Origin of the sequence: Nodosilinea sp. LEGE 07298 (assembly GCF_015207265.1) — a bacterium.
Taxonomy (GTDB): Bacteria; Cyanobacteriota; Cyanobacteriia; order Phormidesmidales; family Phormidesmidaceae; genus Nodosilinea.
The window spans coordinates 1-8,041 of the sequence record NZ_JADEXE010000295.1 but is presented as its reverse complement, the minus strand read 5'-3'; the positions used below and the strand labels follow the sequence as shown (position 1 = coordinate 8,041).

The 8,041-nt window shown below is 53.5% G+C and carries 6 protein-coding genes; 1 reads left to right on the top strand and 5 read right to left on the bottom strand.

Going from position 1 to position 8,041, the window contains the following annotated elements:
- Positions 1-113: 113 nt before the first annotated feature.
- Complete coding sequence (locus IQ273_RS27120) at positions 114-1,472, bottom strand: lipid-A-disaccharide synthase (protein WP_194026249.1); 1,359 nt, start codon at positions 1,470-1,472, stop codon at positions 114-116.
- Between the two features lie 765 nt (positions 1,473-2,237).
- Between IQ273_RS27120 and IQ273_RS27115 the strand changes: the two genes are divergently transcribed.
- Positions 2,238-3,044 (top strand): SDR family oxidoreductase, encoded by an 807-nt coding sequence (locus tag IQ273_RS27115; protein WP_194026248.1) that lies wholly within the window; start codon positions 2,238-2,240, stop codon positions 3,042-3,044.
- Between the two features lie 199 nt (positions 3,045-3,243).
- Here the strand turns inward: IQ273_RS27115 and IQ273_RS27110 are convergent, their stop codons facing one another.
- The 4 genes from IQ273_RS27110 to IQ273_RS27095 form a co-directional block, all read right to left on the bottom strand.
- Positions 3,244-3,687 (bottom strand): Fur family transcriptional regulator, encoded by a 444-nt coding sequence (locus tag IQ273_RS27110; protein WP_194026247.1) that lies wholly within the window; start codon positions 3,685-3,687, stop codon positions 3,244-3,246.
- 205 nt (positions 3,688-3,892) lie between these two features.
- Positions 3,893-5,290, bottom strand: coding sequence for a hypothetical protein (locus tag IQ273_RS27105; RefSeq protein WP_194026246.1), 1,398 nt, complete (start codon positions 5,288-5,290; stop codon positions 3,893-3,895).
- A gap of 199 nt (positions 5,291-5,489) precedes the next feature.
- Positions 5,490-6,431, bottom strand: a complete 942-nt coding sequence (locus tag IQ273_RS27100; protein WP_194026245.1) for a hypothetical protein — start codon at positions 6,429-6,431, stop codon at positions 5,490-5,492.
- A gap of 20 nt (positions 6,432-6,451) precedes the next feature.
- Positions 6,452-7,807 carry a hypothetical protein gene (locus IQ273_RS27095; protein WP_194026244.1) on the bottom strand — a complete coding sequence of 452 codons (1,356 nt, stop codon included), beginning with the start codon at positions 7,805-7,807 and terminating at the stop codon, positions 6,452-6,454.
- Positions 7,808-8,041 lie beyond the last annotated feature (234 nt).

Genomic DNA, 8,041 nt, shown 5'->3' with positions numbered 1-8,041 from the left:
GTAATCGCTCCCTGCATAAAGGCGAGGCCCCACACTGGCCCCCACAAAATTGACGATTTAGCGGTGTGTGTCTGAGCCATAGAGCGATCGCGCTAGTTAAGGTATCTTCGGTATCAAGACCTTAGCTCTTTGACCACCATTGCCGCCAGCTTTGCCGCCGCCCCTGCTTCGCCGCGCACCGATCGCAGCTCTTGCCGCATCACCTCCAGGGCCGAAGGGCTTTCTAAGTAATCCACCACTTGTGCCGCCACATCCTGAGGCTTGAGCGGACCGAGCCGCTCAGGGACAATCTCGCGCTTAGCCCAAATGTTGGGCCAGGCAAATAGCTTTCCCTCCTTATAAATTTGTCGCAGCACCAGCCTGTTGATGATTTTGGCCAGGCTGTCTCCCACCAGGGGCAGGTTGGCTAGCAGCCCTGGAATGCCGTCCCAGGCTTTCATCGCCTCTAGCTTTTGGGTGGGCAGCAGCACCATCATCGGCACCCCGAGGGATCCTAACTCGGCGGTGTTAGCTCCTACGGTGGTCAGGCAAAACTGCATCTGGCTCATGACATCATAGGCGGGGCTGGTCTGCCACAGCAGCACCTCTAGCCCGCTGGGGGTGCGCAATCGGGGCAGGGGCGAATTGGGCTCTACTAGCTCCGCCGTAGCGGCCCCTTCGATCAGTTGAATATCTGGGTTTTGGGCCGCATCGGCAAACTGGGCCAGCGCCTCTAGCGACAGCATGGGTGCGACCGGAAGCACAAACTGGGTGTTGGGCCGCAGCCGATGGATCGCCTCGGCGGTGCCTAAGGCGAAGGGCAATCCCACGCTGAGCTTATTTTTTTTGGACCCAGGCATGAGGCCGATCAGGTCGTGGTCAGAGTTTAAGGAAAGGCGTTGGCCCCCAAGGGCCAGTCCCTGACTATCGTTCACCGCTTCCCGATTGACGGCCTCCCCTTGCACATCGGCCATTAGGTCGCCAACCACCTCGCACTTGTAGCGAAACTCGCGCGGGGCGGCCTCAACAATATTGGCGGTCATGCAGCCAAAGCGATCGATCCAGCTGTGCCAGCGGGCATCCCACTCGGCGTAGATCACGGTGCGGTAGCCCAGGCGGCGACCCACCACCACCGGGTAGATCTGGTCGCCGCCCAAAAACAGCACCACTCCGCGCGGGTGCCAGTCCCAGTTTTTGGCAGTCTTGCCGGTTACCAAAAAGGAGAAGAAGTGCTCTGGCCCCTGTACGCGATCGACCCCCGGCAGTTGACAGGCCATCTCGGCTTCGCGACCAGAGGCATTGGCGCAGGGCGACAGCACGACCGAGAGGCGAGCCTGGCTGTGGTCGGGCAGGTGTTCTCGCAGCGACCTGACCACCGGCCGCACCCAGGTTGAAATCTCCCCCGGCCCGTTGGACAAAATCAAAATATCGCAGGGGGATAACGGTGCGATGGCCGCTGAGATGGCGGCAGTATTGGCCTGGTCTAAGCCCATAAACTTGGCAGATCGCTACGACGCCCTATTCTAGCTAGAACGGCATTACCAAGGGAATTAGCCCCTGAATCAAGGGATGTGAATGGCCATTGGGTCGACTGCCCTGTGGCGGACGATTACTGCATAGGTCAAAGAATCTGTCTAGTCAGCTCTGCCTTTCGCAACACAACGATACGTAATTTAAACTACAGAGCAGTTTTCTCAGAATTAGGTTCTCTGCGTTTGCGGCTCTCATAGAGGGCTACGGATCCCCAAAGCCTTTGCAGATGAAGAATTCTCTACGGGCTATAAAAAATTACCTGAAGACAGCTGGCCCTCCCAACGGCGTTGTTTCTGAGAATTGTGATAAGCGCTGTTACAATTCGGCGACTTCATTCAGGATCATTGTCGCTCGCTGATCCCGGTGCTAACGTCTGAGTCAATGGTTCGGATGGTCTTTCGTCTAGGAGAGCAAAATCCATGACCCAGCTGCACAGTTCCCGTTTCTCGGCGCGTTAGGAGCAGGCCTCACATACCCCATCGAGCTACACCCAGCGCGTAGCAACGCGACCAAGGCCATACATTTATCTGGACTGAGCCCACAAAATTTACGAAAGCTACCGAGAACTGCGGCTGTTGAGGCTAATGCAGCCTTGTTCAACCCAATTCTGCACTCATCCTATCCATCGGTTCTACTGGTGCCGTCCCGTTTGCAAAGGCGCACCATCAGCACCTTAGATCTAATCACGCTGACGGCGCTATGCCAGTTTCAGCAGGAGGTTTTCTATGCTTTTTAACGGAAAAACCGCTTTGGTTACCGGAGCATCGCGCGGAATTGGCCGCGCGATCGCCCATGCCCTGGCCCGCCAGGGTATGCAGCGCATCTTGTTAGTAGCCCGCAACGCCCAACGCCTAGAAACTGTAGCCAACGAAGTGCGACAGCTCGGGGCCGAGGCGATCGTGCTGCCTGTCGATTTGACTGACCCCATTCAAGCCAATGTGGTGATTGCCCGCGCCTGGCAGCACCACGGCCCGGTGCACCTGCTGGTCAACTGCGCCGGGGTGGCTTACCAAACCCCATTCCTGCAGGCCAAGCTGCCTCAGGTACAGTCCGAAATCTCTACCAATTTGATTGGTCTCTACACCGTCACGCGCCTGGTAGCCCGCCGTATGGCGGCTCGCCGTGAAGGCTGCATTGTCAATGTCTCTAGCCTGATGGGCAAGGTGGCAGCGCCAACGATGGCCACCTACTCGGCTACTAAGTTTGCGATCGTAGGCTTTACCCAGGCCCTGCGGAGCGAGCTGGCCCCCCACCGGGTGCGGGTAGTGGCGCTGCTGCCCTCGCTGACCGATACCGATATGGTGAAGGGTTTTGACTGGTTTCGCGGGGTGCGGCCTTCCACCCCAGAGCAGGTTGCCGAGGCCCTGGTCAGAGGGCTGCGGCAGGGGCAGTCTGAAATTTTGGTGGGCTGGCAGAGCCATGCGGCGATGTTAGCCCAGCGACTAGCCCCCTGGCTGGTCGAGCCAATGATTCAGCTGTTGGCCCCGTCTAGGTCTGCTCAGCCCCAACGCAGACCGATCCGCTCAACCTAGGTCATGCCTGCTTAGCGCTATCCGAGCGGTGGGCAATGCCCACCCTACAGCTGCAAAACTCCTCAGTCCACATTTTTGGGGGATCTGGAGGTTCAACGTAGGGTGGGCAATGCCCACCAGATCTTAGCTAGCGTTAGTCTACCGGCTAAACCGAATCCTTCAGTCGTAGTGGTTTCTTGGCTCACAAGCACCTTAGCCTCTACTTGGCTCCAGCGGTGGTGCCGAAAAAGTCGATGCGATAGTCGGTGATGGTGACCCCGGTGCTGGCCTCGATTTGCTGAATCAGGTCTGCCGGGAGGGTCACCTGAATATCAATAATTTCGTCGGTGTCGAGGCAGTTGACGTGGCTGTGGGAATCGCTCAGGTGGCCGTAAAGGCGACCATCGGCCCGCTCCACGCATTCGATAATGCCCTGCTCGGAGAGAGCGTCGAGGTTTTGGTAGACAGAGGTGTGGCCAATCTCGCGCCCCTGCTGGTTGAGGCGATCGTAAATTTCTCGGGCTGAGAGGTGTCCCTGGTGCTGCCAAAGCAGTTCTAAAATGTAGCGCCGCTGCCGACTGAGGCGCATGCCAAGGGACTGACAGCGCTCAATGGCACTGTCTAGGGAGGTAATGGGCTGGTTAAGAGCCGCCTGCTCATCCATAACGGAGGAAATAATTCATACTCAGTACCACTTTACCTTGTTTGAAAGAATCGTGTCTATAACGCGACAGCTACCCCCTCCACAACAGTGTCCTACTCTAGGGAAGATTGCTGTATCCCGATCTAAATTTTCTGAGGGAGTTGCCCTCAGAAAATTTAGATCGGGATGGTCTACTTCTATCTCGGCGATGTAGCAGGCCCAACACTTATCCGTCGTCGCCACCGCGCTGGAACCACCAAAACTGCTGCCACCAGTCGGTGGGCTCATCTTTGGGGCCGTCGTGCTCGGTGGGGCGGTCGCTGAGGCCATCGACCACCAGGCTGCCCACGTAGTCGGCATCGGCATAGACGCGATCGATCTGCTCGCGAATCTCGGCCATATCCGCCTCCGACACCACGCCGTTGCTGGTGGCTTTGTAGAACTGCACCGTCACCCGAATCGGGTAGTCGGGGTCACGCTCGATGGCCATGCCGTCGATTTCGGTAAACGGGCCTTCCACCGCGCCGTGGCCGATCACCGCCGCCTCCACATCGCTGGGGGCGCGGCTGGCTTGCGGGGCCGCCGGGGCTATACCCGATGCCTCATCCATCATTAACTCGTTTTGTCGAACGTTGCGCTGCTTCAGCGGCACCTGAATTAGCAGCACCAGATTGAGGCCTTCGCTGCTTTCCTCAACTTCTCCACCAGGATGGGGACTGTCTGGGCTCTCAGCCTGGGCAGTTTGAAAGTCGCTCAGGCGCTGGCCCGTCAGGCTGGCCCGCTCACCGTTTTTGTTGAAGAATAATCGCTGACCCCAGGTTTGCCCGGCTTCAAATCCGTCCCGCTGGTTGTCGATGATAGTGGCGCTGGTGCCCTCTCGGGTGGCCAAAAGCGTCAGCACCGCCGGGTCGCCGGGTCGCGACTGGTAGTTAAACAGCACCGGGTTAAAGGTAGCCATGCCTTCCTGGGGAATGGGTAAGAAGCAGGCCTGGGCGCTGACCAGGACGTGGCTGTCGCGGCGGGGGGCTAAGAGCGATCGCACCCGACCCGGCCAGGAGTCGGGCTCGTGCAGGTAGCCGCGCAGATCGCCCAGCACCTCGTCGAGGGGCACCCGCCGCAGATCTTCGCCCGCCTCGTTGCCCACCAGCACGAAGAAATCCTCCAGGGGAATGTCGGCGCTGATATCTTCAAAGTTGGGGTGGCGAATCACCGGCATCAGGTGGAGCTGATAGTCGCCGCTGTCAGGGTTTTGCTGCTGCACCTGAATGGTCATATCGCTGATGTTGGGGCCGACCGATGAGCCGTAAAAGCGGCCAGTGTCTTCCCAGGTGACGTTGAGCACGTTGAGATCGAGCGACTCGGCCAGCTGACGGGCGATCGGGTCAGAGACCATGGCCTGGGTGCGCTCAATCACCTGGCGATAGCGGTTGTAGTGGTGGCGCTGCACGATCGGTGGCATGGGGGTTATCTCAGCCTCTGAGGATTGTGCGGGAGCGTCAGGTGCGCCGACCTCAAGACCGGGGCCAATCTGCCCAAGGGCTATACCACCCCCCAGGGCGATGGGCAAAGCACTAATAGCAGCGACTACACCCAGGGGTAACCAATGGCTCAGGTTACGAATCATGTTCAGGCTCCTCTCAGCTCTATGTCCCTAACCTACGCAGCCTGAGCGGGTTTACCCGGTCGGTTACCAAAACTGAAACTTCATGGCGCTAATTTCCATTGGTCGATAAGAATCCTCTACTCGTAGGGTTTTCAGAATTTTTGCACCAACAAAGTATCCAATAACTTCTAATTCTGCATAAATTAACAGACTAATTTAATTAACTCGATCTTGTCGTCAGGTCTATGCCAATAACTGTGATATCGTCTATGTTCGAATGCTCCGAAGAAATTTGTCGCCAATAGTCCTCAAGGGCAGAAATTAATCCTGCAAAATCCACGCGATTATCGGCATTAGGTACATCCCAGCCTGCCTTCTCACCCTGATACACAAGCACAAAAATGCCTCGGCTTGAGCGGTTATCGCGCAGATAGTCACCACAAAGCTGGTTTTCAAGGCGCTCAAAAAGTTTGGGGCCAGTCCATTTATCAGCAAGCTTTAGTTCCGCAGGGACTGGCCCATCGAAACCTACTCCATGAAATCTTAGATCTGGCCTTCTGGCATCTGCCAATTCCTCTTCTTGAGGAATGGTGTATCGTTCGAATGCTTTCTCGCGCAACTCTCGCCCGATATAATTACGCATTTCGGTTTCCTGCGTAACTTTTTGCAGAACGTTCGCGATACTACTGTCACCTTGTTCCAAGTCATCCTTGAAATCAAGGAGCCGTAGTATAGCAAGTTCAAACAGTTCCCTATGATTACTAGGTGTGCGTTCTAGCTTCTCATGGAAATCCTTTACCTGCGATGGCAACCAAGGCTTAATATCACCGTCCTGTTGAGCTTTTGTCTTTGCGTAATGGAGGATCCATGGTCGACTCTCTTCGTCAGGATGCATCTTAGCAATGTCTCTTAATGCTAAAAACGATTCCTTGCCAGCTATCTGATTCAGTAAGTTAAAAAGGTTTTCCCGAGCGCTCTGTGCATCATCGCGCAACTCTGGTGAATAGACACCCGTGCTGATACGATCGATGTCCTCTTCTTTCCGAATATGTTGATGCATTAATAAATATAGCTTCTTTAGATATTGTGGCGTTTTGAATGCTTGCCGTCTGCACAGCGCATTGCCTCTATGGTCGCCTAAAAGATGAGTTATGAAGGTCATTACGAAAAAGGTTTTCTCCTTCAATCAGATATTTTGGCAATCCGATTTTCTAAGGCCACAATTGCGGCTCCAGGAGCAACGCCAGTCCACACAGAAAACCAACGGGCAGCATGGTCTATACTCTTGAGAGCATGACATTTTCGAGATGCCAATCTTTCAACTGAATTATCTGTTAAGTTTGATGACTGAAGAATATTTAGCAGTTTCTCTAAATTGCCTAAGTTCTTCGGTTCTCGTTTAATTAAGTCGTAGATACTGGGCGCGAGCAAGTTCCAAGACCATTGACCTGAATGACTTATATCACTGATTATGTAATGTGTATCTGTTTCTGGCTTCTCAATGGACAACTCGTAACGGATTTCTTGCATAAGGAAATCACACACAATGCTTGAATTTTTCTCGAACAGCCTAGGAAACCAAGTCGGAAAGCCGTTTAATTCAAAGGATGCATATCTACATGCACGTTCGGCTTCCGCAGCAGTCAGATTCTTGGGCCAGTCCCTAATTTCATTGGCCTCAATTTCGAGGCCAATGAGACCGATGATGACAGAATATGGCGTCTCGTTGGCTGGAGCACCTTCTGAACGTAACTTTGGTTTGTGTTGTCGCCAAAATGAAACCGTGCTGTCTCGATAAAAGCATGCAACTTCCTCTCCATATTCTGGTATCAGAGTTTTCCAGTTATACTCTGTCCAGCGTCCTGATCCGCTTCTTTTATTCTGAGTTTGATCGAAGAGATAAAGTAAAGGGTTAGTAAGTATCCCAGGATTATCATGGAGCGCTACTCGGGCTTTATCAAGGCTGTCATTAAAGAATTTCTTCCAGTCCCTATGATATTTCTCTTGTTTCTTTTGTTTGGCTACAGTAATTCGTCGATGTCTAGCTTTCTGTTTCTCCCAATAGCGAAAATCTTGACTTTTAGAAGGTGGTTTTAAGCAGTTGTCAAGCCTCGCAGATAGCTTATCGTTATCTGCGACTACTCTTTTCAGTTTCATCCGCCATCTACGTGGGCGATTAGCCATTTTGTAAAGATGGAACGCTAACGACAAGGCAATTAATTTGTTGTCTAAAAATTCTTGAGAAGAAATTTGTTCGGTTATATACTCAAAATCGCTTTCCTCAAATTGCCAGAATCTACCGTACAGTGAGACGTTCCACCAACTGGTCAACCGCTCACCACGTTTCTTGTCAAGAGTCTCTCTCGACCTTTGTGATTCAAACCAGAACAATTTTCGATTTAGCTCATTCCATGTGGGGATGAGCTTTAAAAATTCGACCTTGACTTCAGAATCATCAATTCCATAGCCATATGCAGTTGAGCACTTGTGTAGAATTCCAAGTGAATTTGCTTCAAGTGATGCGATATGGCGATCCAAAATTAATCGCTCTACCGCTTGAGAAGCTGGCGCTAAGTAGGGAGTTTGAATTAAACGTAAGATGGGAGGGTTAACTAGAAAGCCCCCTTATGCCCGCCCCATTGCGTATCATTTTGACCGAGGAGGAAGACCGTACCTTAAGTGAACTGCGGCAAGCTCAGACAGTTCCTTATCGGACCCGTGACCGTGCGCATATGCTGCGCTTGAATGCTCAAGGGCTGAACGTGCCTGCTA